The sequence below is a fragment of the Shinella sp. JR1-6 genome, from assembly GCF_004284735.1.
In the GTDB taxonomy this organism is placed as follows: Bacteria; Pseudomonadota; Alphaproteobacteria; order Rhizobiales; family Rhizobiaceae; genus Shinella.
Genome location: NZ_SHMI01000004.1, coordinates 328,668 through 355,217 on the forward strand (window position 1 = coordinate 328,668; position 26,550 = coordinate 355,217).

A 26,550-nucleotide genomic window follows, 5' to 3' on the forward strand; every position below is an offset into this window, starting at 1 on the left:
CATCATGATGTTCGCGCAACGCCATCCGATCCGGGACGTCTGTATCCTGGTCACCGATCTCGAGGCATCCATCCGCTTCTACACGCAGAAACTCGGTTTCAAGCTCCAGCATCGCGCGCCGGGCTTCGCCGACTTCATCGGTGCGGGCCTGACGCTTGCGGTGTGGGACCGGGCGCATATCGAGACGCATGCCAATGTGTGCGTGCCGAAAGGGTCGGCCTCGGCCGTGCTCGTCGCGGTGAGGCTCGACAGCCCGGCCGATATCGATGCGCTCCATGCGGACCTTGCGAAGGAGGGTGTGGTCTTCGTCGGGCCGCCGGCCGACTACCCCTGGAACGCCCGCTGCCTCTATTTCCAAGGGCCGGACGGCGAGACCTGGGAGCTTTACGCATGGCTGGAAGGCGGCGCGCCGGGCAAGGTGGCGGCATGATGCGCAAGCTCATCATCCTCACTGATCCCGGGCAGGACCAGGCCGCTGCGATCCTGATGATTCTCGGCCAGCGGCAGGCCTTCGACGTGCTCGGCCTCGTCGCGACGGCCGGCAACATCAATCTGGACCATACGGTCACCAATTGCCTGAAGCTGATGGAACTGGCCGGTCGGCCGGATGTTCCTGTCTTCGCCGGTTGCCCGCACCCGATCATCCGCCCGCTGGTCATGGCCGAGCATGTGCATGGTCCGACGGGTCTTGATGGCCCGGACCTGCCGCCGCCATCCATCAAAGCCCGGGAGAAACACGGTGTCGATTTTATCATCGATACCGTCCGCGCCCATCCCGGTGAGACCACCATCTGCGCGCTCTCGCCCGTGACGAACCTCGCGATGGCCCTGCGCAAGGCGCCTGACATTGCCGGAAAGATCCGCGAGGTCGTCGCGATGCTTGGCGCTTATTTCGAGGTCGGCAACATAACCCCGACCGCGGAGTTCAATTGCTATGTCGACCCCGAAGCCGCCGATATCGTGCTGAGGGCCGGCATCAGGACGACGCTGCTGCCGCTCGACGTGACGCACCGGATGCGCTCGACGCGTGCGCGGCTCGATGCGATGCGGGCGCTTGCCAACCGCTGCGGGGTGGCGACGGCGGAGATGCTGGAATTCTCCGAGGCCTTCGATCTGAAAAAATATGGCTGGGAGGGCGCGCCGCTGCATGGGCCCTGCGTGCCTGCCTTCATGCTGGCGCCGGAGATGTTTTCGGGGCGCCAGATCAATGTCTCCGTCGAACTCAACGGCACTTTGACCGCCGGCATGACGGTCGCCGACTGGTGGCAGATCACCGACCGGCCGAAAAACGTGTTCTATGTCCGCGACGGCGATCCCGCCGCCTACTACGATCTCCTGCTGCAATCCCTCGGAAACCTGCCATGAGCGAGACGCTGATCCGCAACGCGACGATCGTCGCCATGGACGCAGAGCATGGTTCGGCTCCCTTTTCCGGCGATATCCTCATCGACGGCGCGACCATCAAGGCGGTCGGCGGAACGATCGCCGCTGGGCCGGGCGCACGCATCATCGAGGGGCGCGACAAGCTGGTCATGCCCGGGCTCGTCAACGCGCACACCCATTCCAGCGAGACTTTCCTTCGCGGTCGCTACGAGCGCATGCCGCTCGAGATCTGGCTGCTCTATGCCTATCCGTTGCTGATGAACGACCCGATCGGCGAGCGGCTGCTCTATCTGCGCAGCCTGCTGCTGGCGATGGAATCGCTGCGCAACGGCGTCACCACCTTCTGCGACGACTTCTTCGACCCGCCAAGGCACGACCTTGACCGGCTTGCCACGGTGTTCCGGGCCTATGAAGATGCCGGCATTCGCGCCAACGTCTCGAGCGCCGTGATGAATGTGCACACGCTCGACGCCTTGCCCTTCGCGCGCGAGGTGATGCCCCCCGAACTGCAGGCGCGTCTCGATTTCGGGCCCCCGATGACTGCGGGCGCCTATATGGATTACTGCCGTTCCGCCTTCTCCAGCCTGCACGGCAAGGCGGGTCGATTGAACTTCATGATCGCCCCCTCGGCGCCGCAGCGCTGCACGCCCGATCTCATGGCCGCCTGCATGGACCTTGCGGTCGCACGGCATGTGCCCTTCCATACCCATATTCTCGAGACGAAGACGCAGGCCGTGACGGGCCCGGTGCTGCATGGCAAGTCTCTCATCGCCTACATGCACGATCTCGGTCTCCTGAAGCGCAACACGACCATTGCACACTCCGTCTGGGTCAGCGACGAGGACATGCGGCTGATGGGGGACGCGGGCGTCTCCGTCGCGCACAATGCCGTGTCGAACCTGAAGCTCGGCGCAGGCATTGCCCCGATCCGCCGTCTGCTCGATGCGGGTGTGACGGTCGGGCTCGGCACCGATGGTGTTTCCTCGAACGACACGTCGCGCATCTTCGACGTCATGCGCGTTGCCGGCCTCGTGCACAGTGCCGCCGGACCCGACCACGAGAAATGGGTGGCGGCGCATGAAATCCTGACTATGGCGACGATCGGTGGCGCGAAGACGGCCATGCTGGAGGAGGTGACGGGGTCGCTGGAGGTCGGCAAGGCGGCCGATCTCCTGATTCTCGATCTGAAGACCTACCCCTTCATGCCGCTCAACGATGTCGCCAAACATCTGGTCTATTCGGAAAACGGATCCTCGATCGAAACGGCGATGGTCGCCGGACGGATCGTTATGCAAGGCGGACGTCTGACCACGGTGGATGAAACGGCCGTCTTTGACGAGGTTGCCGCGCTGGTGCCGGCCTATCTTGCCGAGCATGCCGAGCTCGAGCGTCGCAACGCGGTCTTCGAACCTGTTATGGCCGAAATCCATCGCAGGGCGACGGGGATGGACATTGCCATCAACCGCTATCAGGGCGATGGCGGTTGATCAGCGCTTCGAGCCGACAGGGCTGAGCTTTTGCAAGATCTCCCGTAGTGCCGGCATGCGCCAGACCGGCTCGAAGCATTCGCCGACATTGGCGGTGACGGGCAGGGCGACACGGCAGCCGGTGCTGACGATGGTCAGCGAGATGGTGTGCTTTCACGCCGTAGGAAACGTCTCTTCCTTTTCGGAGAAAAGCCGGGAAGCCCGCCCGCGTGGCGGAGCCGCACGGGCGGGATCTGAGAGGAGGCGGAGCCTGTTTCGCTAGAGCGTTTCGGCTTTTCTTCGAATTGCGAAAACGCACTATCTGTTTGTTTTTACGCAATCCCTGACGCAAAAACGCTACGCACTTTTGCTGGAACTGCTCTAGATCCCCGATCCGTCGAGCTGTTGGGCGTCTTCGCCCTCCCAGGGCGCGGGTGCGGAGGCCCGGCTGAGGCTGGCCGAGGGCATCGGCATCCAACACTTCAGCTCCGGTTCGGCATATTCGATGACGCGGCCGGGGGAGGAGTCGGAGGCGCGCCAGCCTTCTGCGCCGAAGCGGTCGCCATTCGCCCAGTAGGCGACGTCGACTTCCGCCGGTCCCTGTTCGGACGAGCGCACGGTGACGAGAATCCGGCTACCGTCTCGCGGCGCGCTTGCCATGTGGCGCCACCGGTCTGGTTCGTCCATTGGTTTTCCTCCTGCCTTATCAAGGACTGAAGTGTCGCTGCGCCGTCGAAAGCGGTCAACCCAAACTTTGCACAACCCTGCCTCTTTCCATCGGCAGGTGGGGTTGCCGCGCGCAGCGACAAACTGGTTGCGATATGAAACCGGTTAGCCTAGTCTGTCGTTGATTGCCAGTGCGATCGGAAACAGGCGAACGTGCCGATCGGCAGAGGAGGCGGCAGTGGCGAAGCTGGTGTTTGGAATGAACCAGTCCCTGGACGGTTATGTCGATCATACGGCCTTCGCGCCAAGCCCAACGCTCTTCCGGCACTTCATCGAAGAGGCCCGCGGGCAGACCGGCAGCATCTACGGCAGCCGCATATACGAGATCATGCGCTACTGGGATGACGAACACCCCGAATGGGGCGCGGACGAGCATGCCTTCGCCGTGGCATGGCGGAGGCAGCCGAAATGGGTCGCCTCGCAGTCGCTGCAGTCTGTCGGGCCCAATGCTGCACTTCTCGGCGATGACCTTGAGGCGGCGATCCGTGCCTTGAAGGCCGAACATGAAGGGGAGATCGAGGTGGCCGGTCCGCATCTTGCAAAGAGCCTCGGCGACCTTGGTCTGATCGACGAATACCGTATCTACCTGCATCCCGTCGTGCTCGGTCGCGGCATGCCCTATTTCGCCGGTCCCCGGCCAGCGCTCCATTTCGTGGCGAGCGAGAGGATTTGCGAGGATGTGATCCGGCTGACCTACGTTCCTGCCTGATCGGGGATATGCCGGAGGGGAAACGCGTCCGGCGACCGACACCAACGCGTGCCCCGTCAGGGGCACGCGCGCGTCCGGTCCCGGTGGTTCGGGCCTACTTGTTCGCGCCGAGAACCGCGTCGACATTCTCCGCGGTGACGGCGAGCCACGGCACATAATAGTGCTGCTCCTTGCCGCCGTTCCAGGCGAGCTTTCCGCCATTCACATCCCAGACGGCGGCGCGGGGCTTGTAGCTTTCCCCGGCCAGCTTGCTGAGGGCGAGGTCGATGGCGCCCTGGGCCTGACCGCTGGCATCCTGAAGGATGGACATCTGCTGTTCACCGCGCTTCACGGCCTCCAGCGCGTCCTTGATGCCGTCGACGCCGGCAACGGGGACGCTCTTGGGATCGAGGCCATGGTTGCGGATGCCTTCGATGGCGCCGACAGCCATCTCGTCATTTTCCGCCAGAACGCCCTGTACATCCTTGCCGTGCGCGGTGAGCACGTTTTCCATGAGCGTGATGGCCTCCGCGCGCGACCAGTTAGCCGTGTTCTGCTCCAGGACGGTGACGCCCGGATTGTCCTTCAGCACCTTCTGGATGCCTTCGAGGCGCTGGACCTGTGCAGACTGGCCAAGCATGCCTTCCAGGATGACGATCTTGGCGTCCGGTCCGGCCTTGTCGATCACGGCCTTTGCCAGAAGCTCGCCCGCCTCGACGTCGTTCGAGTTGATATAGGCGTCGTAGAGCGCGGTGTTGGAGACGACGGTGTTCGAGCCGAACACCGGAATTCCGGCGGCCTTCGCGCGCTCGATCGGTTCGTTGCCGGCATCGACGTCGACGGGGATGAAGACGATGGCGTCGTACTTTTCCGTAATCGCCGTGTCGAACAGGTTGGACTGCGTCAGCACGTCCTGGCGGCCGTCGAGGATCGTCAGCGTCGCCGTGCCGTCGGAAAGGGCGGGATGCGCCTTGGCGGCGTCGGCCCAGAGCACGTTGTATTCGGTGTTGAGGCTCTGAACGATGGCGGCGATCTTCAAGGCTTCGGCGTGAGCGGCCGAACTGGAAAAGCCGGTGGCAAGGCAAAGGCCTGCTGCGGCGCCAAAAAGCGAACGTCGGGTCATTTTCATAGTGCAATTCCTCCAGTTGCAGGCGGCGATGGCCGCGTTCCAGGTGTCATTCGCTCCGCGCGCGGGAGCGGTCGATCAGCACCGCGAGGACGATGATCGAACCCTTGATGATCTGCTGGTAGTATGAGGACACCCCCATCAGATCGAGACCGTTGCTGATCATGCCGATGATCAGCACCCCGACGAGCGTGTAGCCGATACGGCCGATGCCCCCGGTGAGACTTGTTCCGCCGATGACGACGGCGGCGATGGCATCGAGTTCGTAGCCGATGCCGGCTTGCGGCAGGGCCGAGGTGGTGCGTGCGGTCAGCATGACGCCGGCAAGACCTGCGAGTGCACCCATGATCACGTAGACCGAGAAGACGATGCCGTTCGTGTTGATGCCGCTGGTCTTGGCGCTGCGCGGATTGCCGCCGACCGCATAGATCCGGCGCCCGTAGACCGTGTAGCGAAGCACGATCGCGGCAATGGCGAAGACGATGGCGAAGATGATGACCGGCACGGGAATGCCGAAGACCAGGCCCTGGCCGAGCCAGCGGAATTCCGGGCTGAGATTGGGGATGGGGCGGCCGCCGCTGTAGAGCAGCGTCGCGCCGCGCGCCACGCTCAGCATGCCGAGCGTGGTGACGAATGCCGGCACCTTGAAATAGGCGATGATGCCGCCGTTGACGACGCCGCAGGCGGCGCCGGTGGCGATGCCGGCAAGCACCGCGATTGCCGGGTTGAACGCATCCGCGCCGGTAACCAGGCTTGCGGCCACCGCGCCGGCCAAGGCCAGCAGCGAACCGATCGACAGGTCGATCCCCGCGGTGAGGATGACATAGGTCATTCCGACCGCCAGCACGCCGTTGATCGACACCTGCCGAAGGACGTTGAGCAGATTGTTCGTCGACAGGAAGTTCGACGAGGCAAGGGACAGGATGATGAAGAGCAACACGAACGAGATCACGATGCCGTAGCGGGCGATCAGCGTTCCGATCTGGATATCGCGCTTGAGAGCGTCGGTGGAATTCATGGTGGTCTCCTCCACGAGCGATGCGTCCGGTCAGGATGCCAGGTGGACTAGGGTTTCTTGGGTGGCGTCGGGGCCGGAGACTTCGCCTGCGATCCGGCCGCGGTGGAAGACGATGATGCGGTCGGCATTGCCCAGGATCTCGGGCACTTCCGACGAGATCATCAGCACCGCGTTGCCCGCTTTGACGAAGCTTTCGAGGAAGGCGTAGATTTCGCGCTTGGCGCCCTCGTCGACGCCGCGGGTCGGCTCGTCGCAGATCAGGATGCGCGGATCGGTATCGATGCAACGCGCCAATACGACCTTCTGCTGGTTGCCCCCGCTCAGCGATTGCACCGGCAGGTCGGCGGAAGCGGTCTTGATCGAGAAGCGCTTGATGTGCGCGCGGACGCTGCTAGCCTCCGCCGAACCTTTCAGGAAGCCGCCGCGCGTATAGTGCGGAAGGTTCGCCACGGTGATGTTGTGCGCGACGGAGGCGGTCAGCGACAAGCCCGTCTGCTTGCGGTCCTCCGTCACCAACGAGATACCGGCACGGATGGAATCGGCCGGCGTTCGCAGGTCGGTCGGTTTGCCGTCGATCAGGACCTCGCCCGCATCGCGCGGTTCGTTGCCGTAGAGGGCGTTCACGAACTCGCTGCGACCAGAGCCGAGCAGGCCGTAGAGGCCGACGATCTCGCCGGCATGCAGGGTCACGTTGATATCGCTGAACCGGTTCTTTGCCGAGAAACCGCGGGCCTCCAGCAAGGGTTTTTCGGTGTCGAAGGATTTTGGCTCACGGCGATGATCCAGCAGGTCCCGGCCGACGATCGACCGGATGAGACCCTTGCGGTCGATATTCGATATGGCTCCGCCCTCGACGAAGCGGCCGTCGCGGAAGACGGTATAGTCATCAGAGATTTCGAAGATTTCCGTCAGGCGATGGGAAACGTAGATGATGCCGACGCCCTCGGCCGTCAGGGTACGGATCGCGTCGAAGAGCATCTGCGTTTCGCGTTCGCCGATGGCCGATGTCGGCTCGTCCATGATCAGGATGTCGCTGCGCCGGCTGATCGCCTTGGTGATCTCGACGAGTTGCGACTGGGCAACGGAGAGATCGCGCAGCCGGGCGCTGGCCGGGATGTCAAACTTGAGGCGCGCCAGGATATCCTCGGCCTCCGCGCGCATGCGTCGGTCGTCGACGAAGAAACGGCCGCGCCGCTGCTCCCTGCCGAGATAGAGGTTTTCGGCCACGGTCATGTCGAGAAACGGGCTGAGCTCCTGCGTGATGATGGCGACGCCTGCATCGAGCGCGTCGGCCGGCGATCCGAACTCGAGCTCCCTGCCGCGGATGGAGACCCTTCCCGAATCGCGTCGCAGCAGCCCCATCAGAATGCCGAGGAAGGTCGATTTGCCGGCGCCGTTGCCCCCGCAGAGCGCGTTCACGGTGCCGGCCCGCAGCGTAATCCGCCCATCAATGAGGGCGGGAACCTTGTTGAAGGTTTTTGAGAGGTTCAGGGCCTGCAGCAAAGGCGGCGGTGTGTCGCCCCTGTCTTGCAAAGTCGGTTCATTCGCAACCATTGCGCTCCTCCTGCATGGTCGCCCGCCTCAAGGGCGGGAATTTGTCGATGTGTGGGGAGAGGCCGGCCTTAGGGCGGCAGAAGCGGGGGCGCTTTAACGCGCCCGCTGATGATGTCAGCCCTCCCGGCAGCCGGCGAAATCGCGCTCGCCATGCACACCACCTAACGCAAAAAAATTGGCGACGCAAGGTTTGTTGCTTAAACATGCAAATTATATCGGATGAATGACCTTTTTGGTTGTTGCGTCTGGTGGTCTTTCTCGATCATGAAGGTGGATTTTATGATTTTTACGCACTTTCCACGATATTGAACCGCTTTTAGGGATTTTCATCCCAAAAATATTTGTTGCGTAAAAATACTAATAGAGATAGCCATGTCGCCAACGAAGCGACTATGCGGAGGAAATTGTGATGCGTCGACTGGGTATTCATTCATTTGTTTGGACGGGCGGCCAAACCCAGGAGGGGCTTGAGATGGCCCTGCGCAAGACCGCCGAGCACGGCTATCGCGCGATCGAATTCGCCTATCTGCGACCGGAGAAGTTCGATCTCGATCACCTGGCGAAGCTCGCCCAGTCCCTCGATGTCGAGATCGGCGTGACGATGGGGCTTCCGATCGATCGCGACGTTTCGAGTGAGGATCAGGCCGTCGTTGCCGGCGGCAAGGCGATGCTGGCGGACGCCGTGCGCGCCGTGCGCGACATCGGCGGCACCAAGCTTGGCGGTATTCTCTATTCCGCGCACACCAAATACGGTCGACAGCCGACGAAGCGCGGCTGGGACAACAGCGTCGCGGCGATTGCCGGAACGGCCGAGACAGGCAAGGCCGCAGGCGTCGATATCGTTCTCGAGATCGTCAACCGCTTCGAGACCAACCTTCTCAACACGACCGCCCAGGGCCTGAAGTTCATCGCGGACACCGGCTCGGATCATGTGCGCCTGCATCTCGACACGTTCCACATGAACATCGAGGAGGCCAATCCCGCCGCAGCCATCCGGCTTGCAGGCGACAAGATCGGGTACTTCCACATCGGCGAAAGCAATCGCGGCTATCTTGGGGACGGTGTCATCGATTTCGATGCGATCTTCGACGCGCTCCTCGACATCGATTACAAGCGCGACATCGTGTTCGAGAGTTTTTCCACAGCGGTGGTCGATGAGGGGCTGTCGCTCGTCTGCGCCATCTGGCGTGATACCTGGACGCAGAACGACCCGCTGGCGGCTCATGCCAAGGGTTTTATCGAGATGAAGCTCGAAGAGGCCAAACGCCGCCGGGCAACGAACGCCCGGCCCTAAAGGCTCTTCTAGCAACGTGCTTTGTCCGTGTAGGGTCGAGGCGGGTTCATTCGGGGGGATCGGGAGATGAGCGACATCGTTTCCATCGGCAGCACGCCGCGCCGCATTCGGCAGAACAACATCGTGGCCGCGCTGCAGGCGATCTACAGCAACCGCTGCATGAGCCGGGCGGAGCTGGCGCGGCAACTTGCCATGAACCGCTCGTCCTCGGGGCAGATCGTGGCGGAGCTGACGGGAAGCGGTTTCGTCGAGGAGATCGATGGCGACGGCCCCGACCGCGCCGGCCAGGCCCGTGCCGGGCGGCCGGGGATCATGCTCCAGCTCGTGCCCGATGCCGCCTTCTTCATCGGCGTCGAAATCGGTGTCGAGCACATTTCGACGACCGTCGTCGACCTTGCCGCCCAGGTTCGGCTCTATCGGAGCGAGGCGTTTGACACGGTCTCCTCGACCGTCGAGGCTGCGATGCAGCAGGCGATCGAGATGGTCGTCGGTGCCATGGACCCGGGCATGCTTGCCCGGTGCAGGGGGCTCGGGATATCGACCCCCGCGCATATCGGACCGGACGGGGTCGTTGCGCTGGCGCCGATCATCGGATGGCGAAACGTGCCGCTCGGGCAGATCGCCCGCGATGCCGTTCCGGTTCCCATGCCCGTTGCGGTCGAGAACGATGCCAATGCCTTTGCGATCGGCGACAGCTACCGGAACGGCCGGGCGGGCGTCACGCTCTTCCTTTCGATGGAGACCGGTATCGGCGGCGGGATCATGATCGATGGCAAGCTCTTTCGCGGCGGCCATGGCCTTGCGGGCGAGATCGGTCACATCCTGGTGCCCGGCAGCGGCGGGCAGAAGTTTGAGCAGCTGATCGGGCGTGAGGCACTTGTGGCACGGTATCGCGCGGCGACCGGTTCGGCGGCGCCCGGACTGCACGCTTTCATCGCGGATGTGCGCGACCGTGTTCCCGCCGCCGTGAACATTGCCGAAGACTGGTCGCGGTATCTCGCCTGCGCCCTGCTGCAGGCATGCCGCCTCATCGATCCCGAGCGGATTGTGCTCGGGGGATCGGTGGCCGGGCTCTATCCGCTGGTCGCGGCCCGCGTAGCTGCGCATATGGCGGAGGGGCAGGGCACGCTGTTCCCCGCGCCGGAGATTTCCGTCGACGACACGGAAATCGGCCCCGCCTTCGGGGCGGCCTGCATGCTGCATCAGCGCTTCCTGTCGCTCGAAAATGAAGACCTCGGTGCCGATGATCCGGCGCTGCAACGCTCAACCGCCACCTAGGCGTGGCCCCCAGCATCAAAGCGAGGTATCCCTCATGACGTCTGCACTGGCACCGGATGCGCTCGGCCCCACGATCTGCGTGGGCGAGATCCTTGTCGAGATCGTCGCGACGACGGTTGGCACGGGATTTGTCGAGGCTCAGCCGCTGATCGGCCCCTTTGCCAGCGGTGCTCCGGCGATCTTCATTTCCCAATGCGGGCGCTTCGGCGGCCAGGCCGCGATGATCGGTGCCGTGGGCGATGACGATTTCGGGCGCGTGAACGTCGAGCGCCTAAAGCGCGATGGCGTCGATGTCTCGGCCATTTCCATCGATCCCGAATTCCCGACGGGCAGCGCCTTCGTCCGCTATCGGGACAACGGCTCGCGCGACTTCGTGTTCAACATCGCGCGGTCTGCCGCGGCGCGTTTCGGATGGAGCGTACCTGTGAGCGACCTTGTCGGGCGCGGCGGGCACCTGCACGTCATGGGCTCGGCGCTGTCGATGCCCAGTGCCATTGCCGTCATCGACAAGGCGGTCGATATCATCAAGGCCCGTGGCGGTACGTTGTCCGTCGATCCGAACATCCGCAAGGAGCTGAAACTCGACGCGGAAACCGAGCGCCGTTTCGATCGCCTCGTCTCCGCCGCCGATCTGCTCCTGCCGTCGGGGGAAGAGCTGGAGCGGGCGGCCGGCGTGGATGGCGAAACGGCTGCGGTTCGCCGCCTGTTCGAGCGCGGCGTGAAGGAGGTCGTCCTGAAGCGCGGCGCTGATGGGGCCAGCTATTTCAACCGTGACGGAACGCGGGTCGACGTGCCGGCCTTCGTGGTCGAGGAGGTCGATCCCACGGGTGCCGGCGATTGTTTCGGCGGCGCCTATGTCGCCGGCCGCCGCCTTGGCCTGACGCCGCAACACGCCCTGACCTATGCCGCCGCCGCAGGTGCCCGCAACGTGACCCGCCTCGGCCCGATGGAGGGCGCGGGAACGCGGGACGAACTCGACGCTTTCATCGCTTCGACGGGGAGGTATTCGTGATGGGGGTCGCGCTGGGGGAACTTGCGGCGCTGCGGCGCCAGGGCACGCCGAAGGGAATAACGTCGGTCTGCTCGGCCCATCCGCTGGTCCTGCGGGCGGCGCTGCGGCATGGCGCAAAGACCGGACGTACCGTGCTGATCGAGGCGACGTGCAACCAGGTCAACCATCTGGGCGGCTATACCGGCATGCAGCCGGCGGATTTTGCCCGCCTTGTGCACGAACTGGCCGTGGAGGAGGCCTGCCCACGGGAGCTTGTCGTCCTCGGGGGAGATCATCTCGGCCCCAATCCATGGCGCGAGCAGCCGGCCGAAGAGGCGATGGCCGAGGCGGAGGCGATGGTCGCGGCCTATATCGATGCCGGCTTCCGCAAGATCCACCTCGATGCCTCCATGGGGTGCCGTGGTGAGCCGGCGGCGCTGGATGACGAAACGACGGCGCGTCGTGCCTGCCGGCTTGCCGCCGTTGCGGAAGCGCATGCGGCCGCTGCCGGCGGCGCCATGCCTGTCTATGTCATCGGAACGGAGGTGCCGCCGCCGGGCGGTGCCGATCACGCCCTGACGTCGATCGAGCCGACGGACGGGGTCTCTGCCAGCAAGACCATCGAAATCCATCGACGGGTCTTCGCCGAGGCCGGGCTGTCGGCGGCCTTCGAGCGCGCAATCGGCCTCGTCGTGCAGCCGGGCGTCGAATTCGGCAACCACAATGTGATCTTCTACGACCGGACAAAGATCGCCGGGCTTGCGCAGGTTCTCGATGCGGAACCGCAATTCGTCTTCGAGGCGCATTCGACCGACTACCAGGGAACCGGTTCGCTCGCCGCGCTTGTCGAGGATGGCTTTCCCATTCTGAAGGTCGGCCCGGAACTGACATTCGTGCTTCGCGAAGCGCTCTATGCACTGGATGCTATCGCGTCGGACCTGGTCCCCGACTACGGGGAGCGCCCCCTCATGGCGGCCATGGAGGCCACCATGCTGCACCACCCCGAGCACTGGTGCCGGCACTATCATGGCGCGAAGGAGGAGGAGCGGCTGCTGCGGCACTATTCGCTTTCCGACCGCATTCGCTACTACTGGGCGACCCCGGAAGCGGAGGCCGCCGTCGGGCGGTTGTTTGCGGCCTTGAAGGACCGCACCGTGCCGCTCCCGCTGTTCTGGCAGCACATGTCTGCGGCGGGCCGGTTCGCCGACAGGCCGCTGGACCCGGAGGCCGTCGTCATCTGGCGGATTGCGCAAGTGCTCGCCGCCTACGCCGCCGCCGGCAACCGATAGATCGGTTTTCCGGCGCAAGGAAACCCGTCGTGCTCTTCAGCATGGAAAACACCACCCCGGCTTCTGGGCCGGGGTGGTGTTCGCGTTGCTACTCGATGACGGTGATCTTCGAGCCGTTGAGGAATTTTGCAGGCTCGAAGCCGCGCGCGACGGCCATCGGGACCATCAGGAGCTGGATGGGGAGGATTTCCAGCACAGGCAGAAGCCCTTCCGCAACATCGGGCAGGGACAGGACCGGTTCGTTCCCCGCAACGGCCGCTGCCGTGGCTTCCGGCGCGACGACGAGGCACCGGCCGCCGAAGCGGGTGATGTCGGCGACGGTCTTCAGGTTGAGGTCGAGTGTCGCACCGGAGCCGCCGAGGAACAGCAGGCTGCGGAACCCGTCGCGCACCAGTTCCAGCGGACCGTGTCGGAACTGGCCGCCGGACAGCGCCTGTGTCGGGGCCTTTGCGGCCTCAGCCGTCACCAGCGCGGCCATCTGGGCGCTGGCATAGCTTGCGCCGCGGCCGATGAAGGTCAGCGGCCTGTCGTGACCGAGCGTGGCCAGCGTTTCGCCCATCCGCGCGGGCAGGGTGGAGAGCAGGGTTTCGGCGGCATCGGCGAGCGTGGCGATGTCTGCTGCCAGGGTGTCGCCGTCGCCGGTCAGCAGGCGCTCCAGGATATAGAGGGTGGCAAGGCCGGCGGTATAGGTCTTGGTCGATACGGTCTGCTCGGGGCCGACCTCCGTCGCCAGCGCCAGCGTGGCCCAGCGGGCGAGGGTGTTGTCGCTGGGATTGGTGATCGCAACCTTGACGGTGACGCCGGCGTCCAGTTCCGTCATGCGGCGCAGTTCGACGCTTTCGCCCGACTGCGAGATCGCGATGACCAGGGTGCCGGCCCGCAGCAGCGCCGGCGCCTGCTGGATCAGTTCGGACGTATCCCAGAGCGAGACCGGGACCGGCAGTGCCTGGCTCAGCCGCAGCCAGGTGCCGTAGGCGCTGAACAGGGAGCCGCCCATGCCGGTGAGAAGGACATGCCGCACATCGCCGTTGTCGATCGCGGTGCGGATCGCCTTGGCCTTGGCAATCAGGTCGGGCGTGACGAGCCGGCCGAGCTTGCGGATTGCCGCCGGCTGTTCGGCGATTTCGTCGAGATAGGACTGGGACACGGAAACTCCATCATGGCTTGGGGGTGGGAAAGATCTGCGCTGCCGCACCGATGATGCCGGCGTCGTTGCCGAGCGAGGCAAGCGCGAAACGGACCGGTGCGAGATAGAGGTCGAGGCCCGAGAGCCGCGCTTCCCGCTCCAGCGGGGCGAGCAGCAGGTTGCCGGCCGCGCTCAACCCGCCGCCGAGCAGAATGACGTCGGGCGCGAAGATCTGCGCCCAGGTCGCCGCGCCGCGGCCGAGCCATCGCCCGACATCCGAGAGCATCGCCCTTGCGGCCGCATCGCCGGCAAGCGCTGTTGCGATGACATCGGACGCATCGGCCTCCCGTCCGTGGTCACTTGCTCTTCTGGCGAGTGGACTGTCCGGCACCTCGACGCAATAGCGCCGCGCGATGCCGTTCAGGGCGTCGCCGGACGCCAGCGATTCCAGGCAACCGACGCATCCCTGGCGGCAGGGGCGGCCGTCGCTGCCGTGGATGATGAGCTGCCCGGCATTGCCGAGGCCTCCGCCCGACGTGATGAACGGCTTTCCGTCGATGGTGAGCGCAACGCCGATGCCGGTCCCTGCCGCGATCAGGAGAAGGCGGCGGGCAGCGCGATCCTTGCCGAACATCGCCTCCGCAAGACCGGCTGCGGTTCCGTCGTTCTCCATCCGCGCCGGAAGGGAAAACAGCCCGCCGATCCGCTCGGCCAGCGGGAAGTCGTCGAGAGCAGGGATGTTGCCGAGATCGCCGGACAGGTTGTCCGGATGGATGCGGCCCGGGAAGCCGATGCCGATCCCCAGCACCCTCGCCGCCGGATGTGCGCCGAGGATGTCGCGAACCGTTTCGGCATACTGCGCGACGATCGTGTCCGCATCGTCGGTATCGCCGACGACCACGCGCCGTCGCTCGATGATCTCGCCCCCAGTCGAGACGAGGCCGATCTTCGTGCTGCCGCCGCCGATGTCGATGCCGATTGCGAAATCCTGTTGCGACACGGGTGCTCCTAGAGGCGATATCGATTGACGTTCAGCATGAAGCCGTCGCCCTTGTAGACGGACTTCACATATTCGACGGCCTGATCCGTATCGGTGACCGTGACACGCCAGACGGTGAGAACCGGTGCGCCGGGCGCAATCTTCAGGTGGGCGGCCTCTTCGTCCGTGGCCGCTGCCGGCTCGAACAGCGCGTCCGTCCAGGTGGGCACGATGCCCCAGGTCGATGCCATCTCGGCATAAAGCGAAGCACCCTCGAACATTGCCCGCGTTGCCGAAGGATAGAGCGCGGCAGGCAGGTATGCGTCCTCCAGCGCCACCGGATCGCCGTCGATGCTGCGCACCCGGCGCAGAAAGAGGAAATCCGGGCCGCTTTCGCTCTCGGTCTGGAGATGCTTGCGGAAGGCGGGCGACAGCGGCTGTCCTTCCTCGAAGGCGACGACCACAGAGCCAGGCTCGGCGCCAAGCTTGCGCACTTCCGTCGTGAAACTGTGGAAGCCCGAGACGCCCTTCATGCGCGAGGCGGTGCTGAAGTAGCCGCGGCCGTGCTCGCTATAGATGACGCCGCGGGTTTCGAGCTGCTTGAGCGCCTGGCGGATGGTGACGCGGGAGACGCCGAATTCCCGCGACAGCTCACCTTCCGAGGGCAGGGCGAAATGCGCGCCGTTGCGCGCCTTCACCGCGCCGTCGAGGATTTCGGCCACCTGCGCATACATCGGGACAGCGCCGCTCTTGCGGATCGGTTTCTTCTTCAGCCATGTCTCGGTCATCGGTTTTCCTTTCTCGTGAGGCGGTCAAACCAACAGTCTCTAACATGTCGAGACAAGTCGGCAAGCGCACCTTGAGAATGTTCCCTTCGCCATCAGCGCCGCGTCATGGTTGCGGCGATCTTTTCCGCGGCCATGATGATCGGGGCGTTGATGTTGGCGGAGGGCACGCGTGGCAGGATGGAGCCGTCGACGATGCGCAATTTTTCCAGCCCGTGCACCCGGCCGGCGGCGTCGGTGACGGCATGGTCGTCCGCGCCCATGCGGCAGGTGCTGGTCGGGTGGTGTTCGGTGTTGGCGACGGTGCGCAGCCACCCTTCGATCTCGGCGTCCGAAGCCTTGAGGCCGGGCGTATCGACCGGCTGGCCGCGATAACGATCCCAGGACGGCTGGTGCGCCATGTCCAGCGTCTTGCGGATGCCGTCGATCATTTCGAGCGTGTCGCGCCGGTCGGTGAGATAGTTGAAGCGGATGGAGGGTTTTGCGGCGGGGTCGGCGGATTTCAGCGCGATCCGGCCGCGGCTGTAGGGCCGCATCTGGCTGACGAAATACTGGAAACCATCGGAGATCGTCACCTTGCCGGATTGGAAATCGGCGAGGAACGGCAGGAATTCGTGCTGCATGTTGAAATAGGGCACGTTCTCGCTGCTCTTGAAGAAAGCGCCGACTTCGAAGAAATTGGTCGCGCCGAGGCCGCGCTTGAACAAAAGCCATTCGATGCCGAGCTTCAGCCGGCCGAGCATGTTGAGCTGCCGGCGGATCGAGACGCCGCCCGGCGAGGTGAAGCGCAACGGGGCAACGACATGGTCCTGTAGATCGGCCCCGACGCCGGGCAGGTGGGCGGCGCTGGCGATGCCGTGCTCCTTCAGGGCCTCACGGTCGCCGATGCCGGAGAGCATCAGCAGATGCGGCGAGCCGACCGTGCCGGCCGACAGGATGGTTTCGCGGGCGGCGCGCAGCGTCTTGCGCTCGCCGCGCTGCAAGAGCGTGACGCCCGTCGCTGTGCGGCCGTCGAGAAGGATCTTTTCGACGAGGCAGCCTGTCATCACGGTGAGGTTGGGGCGATTTTTTGCCGGGGTGAGGTAGGCGAGGCTGGTGCTGCAGCGCACGCCGTCGCGGATGGTCGCCTGGGTGATGTGGACGCCGTCTTGCGCGCCGCTGTTATAGTCGCCGGCTTCACGCAGGCCGAACTCCTGCCCAGCCTTCAGGAAGGTGCGGTAGAGCGGGTGGTCGGTCTTGCTGCGCACGACATCGATGGGCCCTGCACCACCGCGCATCGGGTCGCGGCCGCCCTCGAAGTTTTCCAGCCTCTTGAAGAAGGGCAGGCAATCCTCGAAATCCCAGCCATCGACGCCGAGTTCGCGCCAGCCGTCGTAGTCCTCTTTCGCGCCGCGCACGAAAACCATGCCGTTGATCGAGGAGCTGCCGCCGAGGCCGCGTCCGCGCGCCTGACCGATGCTGCGGCCATGCAGTTCCGGCTCCGGCTCGCTTTCGAATTTCCAGTTGTAGCGGTCGCTTTCGATGGGGAAGGTCAGCGCCGCGGGCATCCGGATGAAGAGGCTGCGGTCGCTCGGCCCAGCCTCGACGAGGCAGACGGAAACGGCCGGGTCGGCGCTCAGCCGGTTGGCCAGCACGCAGCCCGCCGAACCGGCGCCGACGATGACATAGTCGAATTCCTGGGGGCTCTTGCGCATCGCATCCTCTTCGTCTCGGCCTGTCGCCGGATAGTCTGACCGTTCTCGTCCGCTGGCAAATCCATCGATGGTGGGGTTTCCGCCGTTCGATGCGTCTGCTCGGGCACTAGACAGGGCTTCAAGCCTGTGTTAGCTGGTCTTTAACATGTAGTAACAAGTTGTCAAGTGAACAACTTACTGCGTGGGGATCAAAACCAACCGGGAGCATGATCATGAAACGAAGGGCATTTCTCGCGCTGACGGCCGCCTCCGTCGCCTTCACGCTGTCCACCAGCGCGCACGCCATCGACTGGAAGCAGCAGTCCGGCAAGGAAATCACGGTGCTGCTCAGCGAGCACCCGTGGACGGCCGAGCTGCGCAAGCATGTCGGGGAATTCGAGGCGGAGACCGGCATCAAGGTGAAGATCGATGCCTTTGCGGAGGACCTTTATTCGGACCGCATGAACCTTGCCGTCCGCTCGGCCAATTCCGTTGCCGACGTCTACATGATCCAGATGGACTCGGCGCTCTATACGCAATGGGAAGCCGGTGTCGTCGAGCCGCTGACGCCCTATCTGAACGATGCCGCCAAGACGGATGCCGACTACAATCTCGCCGACTACCCAGAAGGTTTTCGCGCCGGTGCGTCTTTCCCGGTCGGCAAGCCCGATCCGCAGCTCTATGCGATCCCGATCTCGTTCGAGGCCTACACGCTCTTCTACAACAAGGCGCTGGTCGACACATATCTCGGCGGCAAGGTGCCGGCGACGATGGACGAATTGATCGCCGCTGCGAACGAGATCAGCGCCAAGGGCGAGGGCAAGATTTTCGGCGCCTCGATGCGCGGCAAGCGCTCGGCCGAACTGGTCGATACGATGACGGGTATCGTGCTCGACGCATGGGGCAACGAGCCGGCCGACCTTCCCTACAACATCTGGTTCGACGGAGACTGGTCGAAGCCGCGCTTCGACGATCCGCGCATCGCCAAGGGCCTTTCCTACTATGCCGGCCTCCTGAAGGCTGGTCCGCCGAGTGCTTTGTCCTATGGCTGGGAGGATGCCAGCCGCTTCTTCTCGCAGGGCAATGCCGCCTTCTTCGTCGATGCCTCGGTCTTCGGTCCGAGCTTCGAGGATGCGAAAACCTCGGCCATCGCGGGCAAGGTCGGCTATGCGCCGCTGCCGGCCTCGACGGGCGATATCGGCTATAGCGGCCATTGGTCCTGGGGCATTTCCATCGCCAAGAACTCGCCGAAGAAGGATGCCGCCTGGCTCTTCGTGCAATGGGCGACGAACAAGAAGATGACGGCGGCGCTGGGTGTGGCGACAGGCGGTGCGCCGCGCGATTCCGCATGGGCCGATGCCGACTACGTCAAGGCACTTGATGCCGGCTATGTCGCGGCCGTGAAGACTCAGATGCAGCACACCCGCCCCACCTCGGTGTTCCGCCAGGGCTGGAACGACGTCGTGCTCATGATCGTCGACGCCATCCACCAAATCTACCAGGGCACGTCGCCGGAGGATGCGGTGGCCGAACTCCAGACCAACGTTCAGGACACGCTCGAATAGACCGTTTCTCCCGCGGGGCCGGCCTGTCCGGCCCCATTTTTCCCGAAAGCAGGATCGTATCGACCATGCGCCGAGACAAACATATCCGCTGGCTGATCGCGCCGGCCCTCGTGCTTCTGGCCGCCGGAACGCTCTACCCGGTCGTCTATGCCGGCTATCTCTCTTTGCTCCAATGGAACTGGGGTTCGGAGGCGAAATTCGTCGGGCTGCGGAATTTCGTGCGTATCCTGTCGGGCAGCGGTTTTCCGAAGGCGCTGTTCAACACCTTCTATTTCGCTGTCTTCGCCGTGGTCATCGAGACCCTGCTCGGCCTCGGCCTGGCGCTCGCCATCAACCGTATCCGCATCGGCGCGGGCCTGATCCGCACGCTGATGATCCTGCCGCTGATGGTTTCGGGCATCGCCGTGTCGCTGATCTGGAAGGTCATGCTCGATCCGACGCTCGGCATCGTCAACTACCTTCTGTCGCTCGTCGGCATTCCCGGTCCCGCCTGGCTCGGCACGGTGCCGACCGCCATGCCCTCGATCATCATGATCGACACTTGGTGGCAGACGGCCTTCACCTTCATCATTCTGTCCTCCGCGCTGAAAAGCCTGCCGGCCGAGCCCTTCGAGGCAGCGCGGCTGGAGGGGGCGACACCCTTCCAGACCTTCCGCCACGTCACGCTGCCGATGCTCAAACCGGTGCTGATCACCATCGTCATCTTCCGCACCATCGACACGCTGAAAGTCTTCGACATCATTTTCGGCACGACCGGCGGCGGGCCGCTCAGGGCCACCGAAAGCGTGCAGACACTCGCCTACCAGACGGCCTTCAAGTCCTACAAGTTCGGCGAGTCCGCGGCCATCGCGGTCGTCTTCTCGCTGATCATCCTGACGCTTTGCATCATCTACCTGATGATCGACACCGATGAAGGAGAAAAGGCATGAGCGCTTCCACCCGCCGCGCCCTCTGGCCCTATGCGGTCGCCGTCCTTGCCGTCGCCGTCTCGCTGTTTCCGATCTTCTGGATCCTGAGCATCGCGCTGAAGACGCAGGTCGACGCCTTCGCCATGCCGCCGGTCTGGTTCTTCACGCCGGTCTGGGAGAACTTCGCCAAGGCGTGGTTCTCGACGGGGTTTTCCGGCGCGTTCCTCAACAGCCTGATCGTCTGCGTCATCGGCAACGTGCTGGCGCTCGCCGCCGGCATTCCGGCCGCCTATTATCTCAACAAGAAGCATGTGCCGGGACGCCGTACGATCCTGATCTGGCTGCTCATTTCCTACATGCTGCCGGAATTCCTGTTCATCGTGCCGGTGTATGTGCTCTTCCAGTCCATCGGGCTCTACGACACGGTGATCGGCCTGGCGCTGATCTACCAGGTCTTCACGCTGCCCTTCACGATCTGGCTGCTGCGCGCCTTCTTCGCCGATATTCCCGAAGCGCTTGCCGAAGCGGCGCGGCTGGAGGGCGCGAGCACGTTGCGCATCGTCTGGACGATCTACGTCCCGATCGCGGCACCGGGCATCGCCGCCACCGTCATCCTCAATTCCATCAAGATGTGGAACGAGCTGACCATCGCGCTCGCGCTCACTTTCGAGAAGGCGCAGACCGTGACGCTCGCCGTCGCCGGTTTCCGTGGCTACGCCTCCATCGACTGGGGCGCGATGTCGGCTGCCTCCATCATCATCATCCTGCCCATGGCGCTGTTCGCCATTCTGGCGCAACGGCGCATCGTCCAGGGCCTCAGCCTCGGCGCGGTCAAGTAAGCCCCCGATCAATCAAGGAAAAAAGCCATGTCCGCCGTTTCCCTGGAAGGCATCGATATCTCCTACGGCTCCGTCGATGTCGTGCGCAATCTCGATCTCGACATCAAATCGGGCGAGTTCGTCGTCTTCGTCGGCCCCTCCGGCTGCGGCAAGTCGACGACGCTGCGCCTGATCGCCGGGCTGGAGGAGGGCCGCTCCGGCAACATCTCCATCGGCGGCCGCGTCGTCAACGAGGTCGATCCGGCCCGGCGCGACGTCGCCATGGTGTTCCAGAACTATGCGCTCTTCCCGCATATGTCGGTTGCCGACAACATCTCCTTCGGCATGCGGCTGCGCGGCGAGGCGAAGGATAAGATCGCGGCGAGCGTGGCGGAGGTGGCGCGCATGGTCGGTCTTCAGGATCACCTGCACAAGCGGCCGGGCGCGCTTTCCGGCGGCCAGCGCCAACGCGTGGCGCTCGCCCGCGCCATCGTGCGCAAGCCCGCGGTCTTCCTGTTCGACGAGCCGCTCTCCAATCTCGATGCCGAATTCCGTGCTGCCATGCGCCACGAGCTGAGCAAGCTGCACCGCGAGCTCGGCTCAACCATGATCTACGTGACCCACGATCAGGTCGAGGCGATGACGATGGGCGACCGCATCGCCGTTCTCGCCCCGCTGAAGCAGGCGGGTCGCTCGAACCTCATGCAGTTCGGCACGCCGGAAGAGGTCTATCATCGCCCCGCCAACCTTTTCGTCGCCAAATTCATCGGCTCGCCGCCGATGAATTTCTTCGAGGGGCGGGCGGAAGGCGGCGACATCCGTATCGGCGATCTGACCCTTCCCGGCGCGCGCCATCTTCCCGCCGTGCTGACCGTCGGTATCCGCCCGGAACACGTTCGCCTCGGCGCGGGCGAGGGGGCGTCCATCACCGGCACGGTCGAGGGCGTCGAAAACCTCGGGCACGAAAAACTCTGGTTCCTGTCCACCCCGGAAGGCCGCATCATCGCCCGTACGCCCGATGGGGTCGACCATGCGGTCGGCGAGCGTGTCGATGTGCATTTTGCAACGGACAAGCTGCACCTCTTCGACCGCGCGACGGGCGGGCGGGTCGAGATAGAGGGGTAGCGACGCCCCATCAGCCGTCCCGTCGCCGCGAACGGTTGTCATTAGAGCGCCTGTGGGGTTACGAATTCACCACTGTGCGAAACGCCTGGGCGAGTTTCCGGACTGCGACGTCCATCTCCGCCGGCGTATAGGCGGCAAAGCCCATCAGGAAGCCCGCCTTGCCATGGCCGCCTGCGTGAAGCGACGACAGGCCCAGCAACTCGATACCGGCCCGGCGGGCTGCCTCGACAGCGGCATGTTCGGAGAGGTTGCCGGTCAGCACGCACGGCATCTGCAGGCCGCCGATGGGAACGCGCGGTTCCACGAACCCGGACAGATGTGCCCGAACGAGACCGACCAGCACCTCCAGGCGTGCGGCATAGACGCTGCGCATCGTGCGGACATGCGCACCAAAATGCCCACCCTCCATGAAGCGGGCGAGCGTCAGCTGCGCAAGCGGCGCCGAATGCCCGTCGAGCAAGGTGCGCGCGACGGTCATCGGCTGCACGAGCGCGGGCGGCAGCAGTGCATAGCCGATCCTCAGGCCCGGAAAGAGCGATTTGGTGAAGGTGCCGATATAGATGGTCCGCTCGTGCGGATCGAGGCCCTGCACGCAGGCGGTCGGTTTGCCGGCATAGTGAAACTCGCTGTCATAGTCGTCCTCGATGATCCAGCCCTCGTGGCGGGCCGCCCATTCGATGAGGGCGAGGCGGCGGTCGAGCGCCAGCGTGGCGCCCGTCGGGAACTGGTGGGAGGGCGTCAGGAAGACAGCCCTGGCACCCCGGGGCTCGGCCATGATCTGTTCGGCCATCAGCCCCTGGCGATCGAGGCGGACGGGCACGCAGTCGAGTGCCGCTGCTTCGAAGGCCCTGCGCGCGCCATAATAAGCCGGGTCTTCGATGAAAATGCGGTCCCCGGGATCGAAGAGCATCGTCGCGCACAGCGTCAGGGCCTGTTGCGAACTGGTGAGAACCAGCACCCGGTCGGCGGTGGCGCGGGCACCGCGCTCGAGGTTGATGTAGTCGGCAATGGCGCGTCGCAACGGTTCGGTTCCCTGCGGATCGCCGTGAAGCAGCGCGCCGGTGCCGACCTCCTTCAACACCTGCCGCTCGAGGCGTTCCCACAGATGCAGCGGGAATGTGCGCGTCTCCGGCACGCCGGGTGCGAAAGGTCTCGGTGCGAGCGGTTCGCGAACGCCGCCGCTGCGGAACATGGCTTCGCCGCGCTTGCTGAGGGCGGGCGCCTGTTTGCGCACCCGCCGGTCGCGCGGTGCGGGCCGGCGCGGTGGCGAGAACTCGGTCATCTCGGATACGAAGCTGCCGCTGCCGACCCGGCGCTCGATGAAGCCCTCGGCGTGAAGCTGGGCGTAGGCCGCCTCGACAGTGTCGCGCGAGACACCGAGCGACCCGGCAAGCGCCCGCGAGGCGGGCAGGGGCTTTCCCGCGCCAAGTGCGCCGTCGAGAATCAACTGCCGGATCGCCCGCTGGATCCGCGCGTGAAGCGGCAGGGCCGCATGGGCGGGCTGGGCAAGCCAGGCCTTTACGGTTTCCAGTTGGGAATGCTTGAACAATTGGTCTGAGCCTTCTTGACGAAATGGATGGGATAATCCGGCCATTTGCCGGCTAGATGTCAAGCCCTTCGTCGGCCATGCGCCGTCGCGTCCAGGAGCTTCGTCACAACATGTCCCCCGTACCATCGCCCATCCGCCTCCATGATCTGACGCATCCCGTCGTTGCCGGGCTGATCTCCGTCATCGTCAATTATGGCGGCACCTTCATTCTCGTCTTTCAGGCTGCCAAGGTCGCGGGCCTCGGCCCGGACCTGACGGCATCCTGGGTCTGGTCCGTGTCCATCGGCGTCGGCGTGACCGGGCTTGTTTTGAGCTGGCACTATCGCGAACCGATCATCACCGCCTGGTCGACACCGGCGGCGGCGTTCCTCGTCACCGCGCTCGCCACCACGTCCCATGCGGAAGCGGTCGGTGCCTACATGGTTTCGGCGGCTGCCTTCGTCGCGCTCGGCCTTTCGGGTTGCTTCGAGAAGGTCATCCGGCTGATCCCGCCGGGCATCGCATCCGGCCTGCTCGCCGGTATCCTGCTGCAGTTCGGCATCGGCGCGTTCAGCGGCGCGAGCGTCGATCCGTTGCTGGTCGGTCTGCTCATTCTCGCCTATGTCGTGTTGAAGCGGTTCTGCGCCCGTTATGCCGTGGTCGGCATCCTCGTGCTCGGGCTGGTCTTCCTGCTTGCGCAGGGCAGGGTCGAGCTGTCAGGCCTTGCGCTGAAATTTGCCGCACCGGTCTTTACCATGCCAGAATTCTCGCTGAATGCGCTGCTGTCGGTCGCGTTGCCGATGTTCCTCATCACATTGACCGGCCAGTACATGCCCGGAATGCTGGTGCTCCGCAACGATGGCTTCAGGACGAGCGCCAATCCGATCCTTACCGTGACGGGGCTCGGTTCCCTCGTCATGGCGCCCTTCGGATCCCACGCCTTCAACATCGCGGCGATCACGGCTGCCATCGCCACCGGCCGGGAAGCCCATGAGGATGGTCGCAAACGCTGGATCGCCGGGATTGCCGCAGGCTGCTTCTACGTGCTCGTCGGGGTGTTCGGCGTGACGCTTGCGGCCGTCTTCATGGCCTTTCCCGCAACCTTCATCACCACGCTCGCCGGTCTCGCCCTGCTCGGCACGATCGGCGGCAGCCTTGCGGGGGCGATGGCCGATCCGTCCTCCCGCGAGGCTTCGCTCATCACCTTTCTCGCCTCCGCCGCGAACATCAACCTGCTTGGCATCGGCGGGGCCTTCTGGGGGCTGGTCATCGGACTTCTTGCCTATGGCGTGCTGAACGGCCGGGTGCGTCTGCCCCGGCCTACGGGGCCTGTCAGCCCCGGAAAGGTGGCGGACAGGCAATGGCGGCCATAAGTTTGTGCTCCTAGAACGTGGTTTCAAGCTCGGCCACGAGACGCGCCAGTGCCGTATCGCAACGCTCGAGCTGGGCGTGGCTGACAAATTCGTCCGGCTTGTGGCCCTGCTCCATCGAGCCGGGGCCGCAGATCGCGGTGGAAAGGCCAAGCCCCTCCTCGAAGAGGCCGCCCTCGGTGCCGAAGGCGACCTTGTGCGTGCTCTCGTCGCCGAGGATCCTCGTCAGGAGACGTACGGCGGGTGCGTCGGTTCGGGTGTTGAGGCCGGGATAGTCCGAGACGGGCTCGATCTCGATACAGGCCATGGGAAACAGATTGCGATAGGGGCTCGCGATGGCCTCGGCATCGGCCGCGATGGCGGCGAGGATGGCGTGCGGGTCGTCCTCGGCGATGGTGCGGATCTCGAAGTCGATCTCGCAGCGGTTCGGCACGATGTTGAGCGCGGCGCCGCCATGCATCATGCCCGCGTGGATGGTCGAATAGGGGATATCATAGTCGGGGTCGCGCGCACCGTTTTCCGCAAGCGCCTCTTGCCGCGTCTGCAGCGCCTTTATGAAGGCAGCGCCGAGATGCAGCGCGTTGAGGGCGTTCGGGGCGAGGGCGGAATGGCCTTCCTGTCCGTGGCAGCAGGCGCGGAGCGCCTGCTTGCCCTTGTGGCCGGTGGCGATGCGCATCTCCGTCGGCTCCCCGACGATGCAGAGCGCCGGCCGCTCGGCGCGCCCCGCCAACGCCTCGATCATGCCGCGCACGCCCATGCAACCGATCTCCTCGTCATAGGAAAGCGCGAGATGCAGGGGGCGTTTCAGCGGCCGGCCGGCAGCAAGGAGCGCGGCGCGAAGGCTCGCCGCGACGAAACCCTTCATGTCCGCCGTACCGCGGCCGTAGAGAAGCCCATTGCGCTCGGTCAGCGTAAAGGGATCGCGGCTCCAGGCCTGTCCCTCCACCGGCACGACGTCCGTATGACCAGACAGGACAACGCCGCCCGGCCCCTCGGGACCGATGCTGGCCCAGAGGTTGGCGCGGCTGCCGTCCGGATGGGAGAAACGCTCGATGCGCGCGCCTGCCGGGCGCAGAAGCCCTTCCACATGGTCGAGCAGCGCAAGGTTCGAGTGGCGCGAGATCGTCGGCTCTGCGACGAGGCGGGCGAGAATGTCGGGCGTCGAGGGGATCATGGTTCAAAGATCGCCCGGCACGCCGTAGCTCGGCGCCCCCGAAGGATTGAGGGCACGCGTCACATAGGCGTCCATCTCGCCGCGCCAGCGCTCCCACAGCGCCGCGCAATCTTCGATCGGGTCGCCGTCGGTCCAGTCGACGCGCAGGTCCGCAACGTTCCAGGAAACCTTGTCGACCATGACGAGGCCCATGGAATGGACCGGCCCTTCCTCGCCGCCGGCGGCGACGGCCGCACGCATCGCTGCAATCAGCCGGTCGCCGAGATGCTTCCCGGTGGTGGCCTCGAAGGCCTTGACCATCGTCTGCGGGATAGCTGTCGTCGTCAGCATGTTGCCGGCGGCGACCACGTTGTTGCCGCGCGCGGCCGCATGGGTGCCGAGGGTTCTCGCGCCCGAATAGGCGGCCGTGCGGCCCGCCGCATCGACGAGGGCGAGCTGGCGGTATTCGATATGCGGGGCTTCCGCAACGAGGCGTTCGAGTGCGGCCTCAGCCGACAGTCCACCTGCCATCAGCTCAAGCCCCTTCGGGCCGAGCCGGGGATCGGTGACGTTCTGCGTCGAGACGGCGCCGACGCCGGCGCGCACATGGGCGCAGCGCGCCGCAACGCTCGGCGAGGACGAGGAGACGGCGATGCCGAACATGCCGGTATCGGCGCAGCGGCCCGAGACGGAAAAGGTCATGCGCT

The 26,550-nt window shown here is 64.9% G+C and carries 24 protein-coding genes; 13 read left to right on the forward strand and 11 right to left on the reverse strand.

Features of this window, described 5'->3' with window-relative positions:
* Positions 1–4 precede the first annotated feature (4 nt).
* From EXZ48_RS09230 to EXZ48_RS09240, 3 genes are read left to right on the forward strand one after another with little or no spacing between them, the layout of a single operon-like run.
* Positions 5–430 (forward strand): VOC family protein, encoded by a 426-nt coding sequence (locus EXZ48_RS09230; RefSeq protein ID WP_130515486.1) that lies wholly within the window; start codon positions 5–7, stop codon positions 428–430.
* Positions 427–1,365: a nucleoside hydrolase gene (locus tag EXZ48_RS09235; RefSeq protein ID WP_130515688.1), complete on the forward strand. Its 939-nt coding sequence runs from the start codon at positions 427–429 to the stop codon at positions 1,363–1,365. Before EXZ48_RS09230 ends, EXZ48_RS09235 begins: the two co-directional genes overlap by 4 nt.
* The gene (locus tag EXZ48_RS09240; protein WP_130515488.1) at positions 1,362–2,870 is read left to right on the forward strand and encodes an amidohydrolase family protein; all 1,509 of its coding nucleotides are present in this window, start codon (positions 1,362–1,364) and stop codon (positions 2,868–2,870) included. Before EXZ48_RS09235 ends, EXZ48_RS09240 begins: the two co-directional genes overlap by 4 nt.
* A gap of 360 nt (positions 2,871–3,230) precedes the next feature.
* On the opposite strand, the gene EXZ48_RS09245 is transcribed toward EXZ48_RS09240, so the two are convergent.
* On the reverse strand, positions 3,231–3,536 hold the full coding sequence (locus tag EXZ48_RS09245) for a hypothetical protein (protein WP_023513617.1): 306 nt from the start codon (positions 3,534–3,536) through the stop codon (positions 3,231–3,233).
* Between the two features lie 217 nt (positions 3,537–3,753).
* Here EXZ48_RS09245 and EXZ48_RS09250 point away from each other — a divergent pair, with 217 nt between their 5' ends.
* Positions 3,754–4,284 (forward strand): dihydrofolate reductase family protein, encoded by a 531-nt coding sequence (locus tag EXZ48_RS09250; protein ID WP_130515490.1) that lies wholly within the window; start codon positions 3,754–3,756, stop codon positions 4,282–4,284.
* 94 nt (positions 4,285–4,378) lie between these two features.
* On the opposite strand, the gene EXZ48_RS09255 is transcribed toward EXZ48_RS09250, so the two are convergent.
* From EXZ48_RS09255 to EXZ48_RS09265, 3 genes are read right to left on the reverse strand one after another with little or no spacing between them, the layout of a single operon-like run.
* Positions 4,379–5,392, reverse strand: a complete 1,014-nt coding sequence (locus tag EXZ48_RS09255; RefSeq protein ID WP_130515492.1) for a substrate-binding domain-containing protein — start codon at positions 5,390–5,392, stop codon at positions 4,379–4,381.
* Positions 5,393–5,438: 46 nt separating this feature from the next.
* A complete protein-coding gene (locus EXZ48_RS09260) occupies positions 5,439–6,407 on the reverse strand; it encodes an ABC transporter permease (protein WP_130515494.1) in 969 nt (322 codons plus the stop codon).
* A 30-nt stretch (positions 6,408–6,437) separates the two neighbouring features.
* Positions 6,438–7,961, reverse strand: coding sequence for a sugar ABC transporter ATP-binding protein (locus EXZ48_RS09265; RefSeq protein ID WP_130515496.1), 1,524 nt, complete (start codon positions 7,959–7,961; stop codon positions 6,438–6,440).
* Positions 7,962–8,370: 409 nt separating this feature from the next.
* Here EXZ48_RS09265 and EXZ48_RS09270 point away from each other — a divergent pair, with 409 nt between their 5' ends.
* The 4 genes from EXZ48_RS09270 (at position 8,371) to EXZ48_RS09285 (ending at position 12,813) form a co-directional block, all read left to right on the forward strand.
* Positions 8,371–9,255: a sugar phosphate isomerase/epimerase gene (locus EXZ48_RS09270; RefSeq protein WP_037409430.1), complete on the forward strand. Its 885-nt coding sequence runs from the start codon at positions 8,371–8,373 to the stop codon at positions 9,253–9,255.
* Positions 9,256–9,321: 66 nt separating this feature from the next.
* Positions 9,322–10,533: an ROK family protein gene (locus EXZ48_RS09275; RefSeq protein WP_130515498.1), complete on the forward strand. Its 1,212-nt coding sequence runs from the start codon at positions 9,322–9,324 to the stop codon at positions 10,531–10,533.
* Between the two features lie 34 nt (positions 10,534–10,567).
* The gene (locus tag EXZ48_RS09280) at positions 10,568–11,545 is read left to right on the forward strand and encodes a sugar kinase (RefSeq protein WP_023513785.1); all 978 of its coding nucleotides are present in this window, start codon (positions 10,568–10,570) and stop codon (positions 11,543–11,545) included.
* Positions 11,545–12,813: a D-tagatose-bisphosphate aldolase, class II, non-catalytic subunit gene (locus EXZ48_RS09285; protein ID WP_130515690.1), complete on the forward strand. Its 1,269-nt coding sequence runs from the start codon at positions 11,545–11,547 to the stop codon at positions 12,811–12,813. The genes EXZ48_RS09280 and EXZ48_RS09285 overlap by 1 nt, the downstream gene beginning before the upstream one ends.
* An 88-nt stretch (positions 12,814–12,901) precedes the next feature.
* Here EXZ48_RS09285 and EXZ48_RS09290 read toward each other — a convergent pair whose 3' ends face one another.
* From EXZ48_RS09290 to EXZ48_RS09305, 4 genes are all read right to left on the reverse strand, one after another.
* The gene (locus EXZ48_RS09290) at positions 12,902–13,960 is read right to left on the reverse strand and encodes an SIS domain-containing protein (RefSeq protein WP_130515500.1); all 1,059 of its coding nucleotides are present in this window, start codon (positions 13,958–13,960) and stop codon (positions 12,902–12,904) included.
* Between the two features lie 10 nt (positions 13,961–13,970).
* Positions 13,971–14,939: an ROK family protein gene (locus tag EXZ48_RS09295; RefSeq protein WP_165909317.1), complete on the reverse strand. Its 969-nt coding sequence runs from the start codon at positions 14,937–14,939 to the stop codon at positions 13,971–13,973.
* 8 nt (positions 14,940–14,947) lie between these two features.
* Positions 14,948–15,706, reverse strand: a complete 759-nt coding sequence (locus EXZ48_RS09300; protein ID WP_023513781.1) for a GntR family transcriptional regulator — start codon at positions 15,704–15,706, stop codon at positions 14,948–14,950.
* A 92-nt stretch (positions 15,707–15,798) separates the two neighbouring features.
* The gene (locus EXZ48_RS09305; RefSeq protein WP_130515504.1) at positions 15,799–17,397 is read right to left on the reverse strand and encodes a GMC family oxidoreductase; all 1,599 of its coding nucleotides are present in this window, start codon (positions 17,395–17,397) and stop codon (positions 15,799–15,801) included.
* A gap of 212 nt (positions 17,398–17,609) precedes the next feature.
* On the opposite strand from EXZ48_RS09305, the gene EXZ48_RS09310 reads away from it, so the two are divergent.
* The 4 genes from EXZ48_RS09310 to EXZ48_RS09325 all read left to right on the forward strand — a co-directional run bounded on the left by EXZ48_RS09310 (position 17,610) and on the right by EXZ48_RS09325 (position 21,792).
* A complete protein-coding gene (locus tag EXZ48_RS09310) occupies positions 17,610–18,941 on the forward strand; it encodes a sugar ABC transporter substrate-binding protein (RefSeq protein WP_165909318.1) in 1,332 nt (443 codons plus the stop codon).
* Positions 18,942–19,006: 65 nt separating this feature from the next.
* Positions 19,007–19,870 carry a carbohydrate ABC transporter permease gene (locus EXZ48_RS09315; protein ID WP_050743330.1) on the forward strand — a complete coding sequence of 288 codons (864 nt, stop codon included), beginning with the start codon at positions 19,007–19,009 and terminating at the stop codon, positions 19,868–19,870.
* Positions 19,867–20,688: a carbohydrate ABC transporter permease gene (locus EXZ48_RS09320; protein ID WP_130515508.1), complete on the forward strand. Its 822-nt coding sequence runs from the start codon at positions 19,867–19,869 to the stop codon at positions 20,686–20,688. Before EXZ48_RS09315 ends, EXZ48_RS09320 begins: the two co-directional genes overlap by 4 nt.
* Before the next feature lie 27 nt (positions 20,689–20,715).
* The gene (locus EXZ48_RS09325; RefSeq protein ID WP_130515510.1) at positions 20,716–21,792 is read left to right on the forward strand and encodes an ABC transporter ATP-binding protein; all 1,077 of its coding nucleotides are present in this window, start codon (positions 20,716–20,718) and stop codon (positions 21,790–21,792) included.
* Positions 21,793–21,850: 58 nt separating this feature from the next.
* Here the strand turns inward: EXZ48_RS09325 and EXZ48_RS09330 are convergent, their stop codons facing one another.
* Entirely contained in the window at positions 21,851–23,341 is a 1,491-nt protein-coding gene (locus EXZ48_RS09330) for a PLP-dependent aminotransferase family protein (RefSeq protein ID WP_130515512.1), read from the reverse strand.
* Positions 23,342–23,451: 110 nt separating this feature from the next.
* On the opposite strand from EXZ48_RS09330, the gene EXZ48_RS09335 reads away from it, so the two are divergent.
* Positions 23,452–24,693: a benzoate/H(+) symporter BenE family transporter gene (locus EXZ48_RS09335; protein WP_130515514.1), complete on the forward strand. Its 1,242-nt coding sequence runs from the start codon at positions 23,452–23,454 to the stop codon at positions 24,691–24,693.
* A gap of 10 nt (positions 24,694–24,703) precedes the next feature.
* Here the strand turns inward: EXZ48_RS09335 and argE are convergent, their stop codons facing one another.
* Both argE and EXZ48_RS09345 read right to left on the reverse strand, forming a co-directional pair.
* On the reverse strand, positions 24,704–25,864 hold the full coding sequence (argE, locus tag EXZ48_RS09340; RefSeq protein ID WP_130515516.1) for an acetylornithine deacetylase: 1,161 nt from the start codon (positions 25,862–25,864) through the stop codon (positions 24,704–24,706).
* Positions 25,865–25,867: 3 nt separating this feature from the next.
* Positions 25,868–26,545: a DUF1028 domain-containing protein gene (locus EXZ48_RS09345; protein WP_130515518.1), complete on the reverse strand. Its 678-nt coding sequence runs from the start codon at positions 26,543–26,545 to the stop codon at positions 25,868–25,870.
* Positions 26,546–26,550 lie beyond the last annotated feature (5 nt).

Excerpts from the sequence above, each read along its gene's own strand:
- EXZ48_RS09325 (WP_130515510.1), top strand. The coding sequence starts at position 20,716 with ATGTCCGCCGTTTCCCTGGAAGGCATCGATATCTCCTACGGCTCCGTC.
- EXZ48_RS09310 (WP_165909318.1), top strand. The coding sequence starts at position 17,610 with ATGAAACGAAGGGCATTTCTCGCGCTGACGGCCGCCTCCGTCGCCTTC.
- EXZ48_RS09285 (WP_130515690.1), top strand. The coding sequence starts at position 11,545 with ATGGGGGTCGCGCTGGGGGAACTTGCGGCGCTGCGGCGCCAGGGCACG.
- EXZ48_RS09240 (WP_130515488.1), top strand. The coding sequence starts at position 1,362 with ATGAGCGAGACGCTGATCCGCAACGCGACGATCGTCGCCATGGACGCA.
- EXZ48_RS09260 (WP_130515494.1), bottom strand. The coding sequence starts at position 6,407 with ATGAATTCCACCGACGCTCTCAAGCGCGATATCCAGATCGGAACGCTG.
- EXZ48_RS09255 (WP_130515492.1), bottom strand. The coding sequence starts at position 5,392 with ATGAAAATGACCCGACGTTCGCTTTTTGGCGCCGCAGCAGGCCTTTGC.
- EXZ48_RS09305 (WP_130515504.1), bottom strand. The coding sequence starts at position 17,397 with ATGCGCAAGAGCCCCCAGGAATTCGACTATGTCATCGTCGGCGCCGGT.
- EXZ48_RS09265 (WP_130515496.1), bottom strand. The coding sequence starts at position 7,961 with ATGGTTGCGAATGAACCGACTTTGCAAGACAGGGGCGACACACCGCCG.
- EXZ48_RS09230 (WP_130515486.1), top strand. The coding sequence starts at position 5 with ATGATGTTCGCGCAACGCCATCCGATCCGGGACGTCTGTATCCTGGTC.
- EXZ48_RS09275 (WP_130515498.1), top strand. The coding sequence starts at position 9,322 with ATGAGCGACATCGTTTCCATCGGCAGCACGCCGCGCCGCATTCGGCAG.
- EXZ48_RS09280 (WP_023513785.1), top strand. The coding sequence starts at position 10,568 with ATGACGTCTGCACTGGCACCGGATGCGCTCGGCCCCACGATCTGCGTG.
- EXZ48_RS09235 (WP_130515688.1), top strand. The coding sequence starts at position 427 with ATGATGCGCAAGCTCATCATCCTCACTGATCCCGGGCAGGACCAGGCC.
- EXZ48_RS09315 (WP_050743330.1), top strand. The coding sequence starts at position 19,007 with ATGCGCCGAGACAAACATATCCGCTGGCTGATCGCGCCGGCCCTCGTG.
- EXZ48_RS09270 (WP_037409430.1), top strand. The coding sequence starts at position 8,371 with ATGCGTCGACTGGGTATTCATTCATTTGTTTGGACGGGCGGCCAAACC.
- EXZ48_RS09345 (WP_130515518.1), bottom strand. The coding sequence starts at position 26,545 with ATGACCTTTTCCGTCTCGGGCCGCTGCGCCGATACCGGCATGTTCGGC.
- EXZ48_RS09300 (WP_023513781.1), bottom strand. The coding sequence starts at position 15,706 with ATGACCGAGACATGGCTGAAGAAGAAACCGATCCGCAAGAGCGGCGCT.
- EXZ48_RS09335 (WP_130515514.1), top strand. The coding sequence starts at position 23,452 with ATGTCCCCCGTACCATCGCCCATCCGCCTCCATGATCTGACGCATCCC.
- EXZ48_RS09320 (WP_130515508.1), top strand. The coding sequence starts at position 19,867 with ATGAGCGCTTCCACCCGCCGCGCCCTCTGGCCCTATGCGGTCGCCGTC.
- EXZ48_RS09245 (WP_023513617.1), bottom strand. The coding sequence starts at position 3,536 with ATGGACGAACCAGACCGGTGGCGCCACATGGCAAGCGCGCCGCGAGAC.
- argE (WP_130515516.1), bottom strand. The coding sequence starts at position 25,864 with ATGATCCCCTCGACGCCCGACATTCTCGCCCGCCTCGTCGCAGAGCCG.